Source organism: Staphylococcus sp. AC872 (assembly GCF_979255425.1).
Window position 1 is genome coordinate 1 of the sequence record NZ_CEEDKW010000019.1, and the last position, 2,517, is coordinate 2,517.

The following is a 2,517-nucleotide window of genomic DNA, read 5'->3' on the forward strand; positions in this document are numbered from 1 at the left end:
GACGGAGCACGTGAAATTCCGTCGGAATCTGGGAGGACCATCTCCTAAGGCTAAATACTCTCTAGTGACCGATAGTGAACCAGTACCGTGAGGGAAAGGTGAAAAGTACCCCGGAAGGGGAGTGAAAGAGAACTTGAAACCGTGTGCTTACAAGTAGTCAGAGCCCGTTAATGGGTGATGGCGTGCCTTTTGTAGAATGAACCGGCGAGTTACGATTTGATGCAAGGTTAAGCAGCTAATGTGGAGCCGTAGCGAAAGCGAGTCTGAATAGGGCGTTTAGTATTTGGTCGTAGACCCGAAACCAGGTGATCTACCCTTGGTCAGGTTGAAGTTCAGGTAACACTGAATGGAGGACCGAACCGACTTACGTTGAAAAGTGAGCGGATGAACTGAGGGTAGCGGAGAAATTCCAATCGAACTTGGAGATAGCTGGTTCTCTCCGAAATAGCTTTAGGGCTAGCCTCAAGTGATGATTATTGGAGGTAGAGCACTGTTTGGACGAGGGGCCCTTCTCGGGTTACCGAATTCAGACAAACTCCGAATGCCAATCAATTTAACTTGGGAGTCAGAACATGGGTGATAAGGTCCGTGTTCGAAAGGGAAACAGCCCAGACCACCAGCTAAGGTCCCAAAATATATGTTAAGTGGAAAAGGATGTGGCGTTGCCCAGACAACTAGGATGTTGGCTTAGAAGCAGCCATCATTTAAAGAGTGCGTAATAGCTCACTAGTCGAGTGACACTGCGCCGAAAATGTACCGGGGCTAAACATATTACCGAAGCTGTGGATTGTCCGTAGGACAATGGTAGGAGAGCGTTCTAAGGGCGTCGAAGCATGATCGCAAGGACATGTGGAGCGCTTAGAAGTGAGAATGCCGGTGTGAGTAGCGAAAGACGGGTGAGAATCCCGTCCACCGATTGACTAAGGTTTCCAGAGGAAGGCTCGTCCGCTCTGGGTTAGTCGGGTCCTAAGCTGAGGCCGACAGGCGTAGGCGATGGATAACAGGTTGATATTCCTGTACCACCTAGTATCGTTTTAATCGATGGGGGGACGCAGTAGGATAGGCGAAGCGTGCTATTGGATTGCACGTCCAAGCAGTAAGACTGAGTGTTAGGCAAATCCGGCACTCATAAGGTCAAGCTGTGATGGGGAGAGGAAATTGTTTCCTCGAGTCGTTGATTTCACACTGCCAAGAAAAGCCTCTAGATAGATAACAGGTGCCCGTACCGCAAACCGACACAGGTAGTCAAGATGAGAATTCTAAGGTGAGCGAGCGAACTCTCGTTAAGGAACTCGGCAAAATGACCCCGTAACTTCGGGAGAAGGGGTGCTCTTTAGGGTTAACGCCCAGAAGAGCCGCAGTGAATAGGCCCAAGCGACTGTTTATCAAAAACACAGGTCTCTGCTAAACCGTAAGGTGATGTATAGGGGCTGACGCCTGCCCGGTGCTGGAAGGTTAAGAGGAGTAGTTAGCTTCTGCGAAGCTACGAATCGAAGCCCCAGTAAACGGCGGCCGTAACTATAACGGTCCTAAGGTAGCGAAATTCCTTGTCGGGTAAGTTCCGACCCGCACGAAAGGCGTAACGATTTGGGCACTGTCTCAACGAGAGACTCGGTGAAATCATAGTACCTGTGAAGATGCAGGTTACCCGCGACAGGACGGAAAGACCCCGTGGAGCTTTACTGTAGCCTGATATTGAAATTCGGCACAGCTTGTACAGGATAGGTAGGAGCCTTTGAAACGTGAGCGCTAGCTTACGTGGAGGCATTGGTGGGATACTACCCTAGCTGTGTTGGCTTTCTAACCCGCACCACTTATCGTGGTGGGAGACAGTGTCAGGTGGGCAGTTTGACTGGGGCGGTCGCCTCCTAAAAGGTAACGGAGGCGCTCAAAGGTTCCCTCAGAATGGTTGGAAATCATTCATAGAGTGTAAAGGCATAAGGGAGCTTGACTGCGAGACTTACAAGTCGAGCAGGGTCGAAAGACGGACTTAGTGATCCGGTGGTTCCGCATGGAAGGGCCATCGCTCAACGGATAAAAGCTACCCCGGGGATAACAGGCTTATCTCCCCCAAGAGTTCACATCGACGGGGAGGTTTGGCACCTCGATGTCGGCTCATCGCATCCTGGGGCTGTAGTCGGTCCCAAGGGTTGGGCTGTTCGCCCATTAAAGCGGTACGCGAGCTGGGTTCAGAACGTCGTGAGACAGTTCGGTCCCTATCCGTCGTGGGCGTAGGAAATTTGAGAGGAGCTGTCCTTAGTACGAGAGGACCGGGATGGACATACCTCTGGTGTACCAGTTGTCGTGCCAACGGCATAGCTGGGTAGCTATGTATGGACGGGATAAGTGCTGAAAGCATCTAAGCATGAAGCCCCCCTCAAGATGAGATTTCCCAACTTCGGTTATAAGATCCCTCAAAGATGATGAGGTTAATAGGTTCGAGGTGGAAGCGTGGTGACACGTGGAGCTGACGAATACTAATCGATCGAAGACTTAATCAAAATTTATGTTTTGCGA

1 rRNA gene is annotated in these 2,517 nt (G+C 50.7%); it reads left to right on the plus strand.

The features are described 5' to 3' along the window. Positions 1-2,501 (plus strand): 23S ribosomal RNA (locus ACZ267_RS12700); the annotation flags it as partial. Positions 2,502-2,517 lie beyond the last annotated feature (16 nt).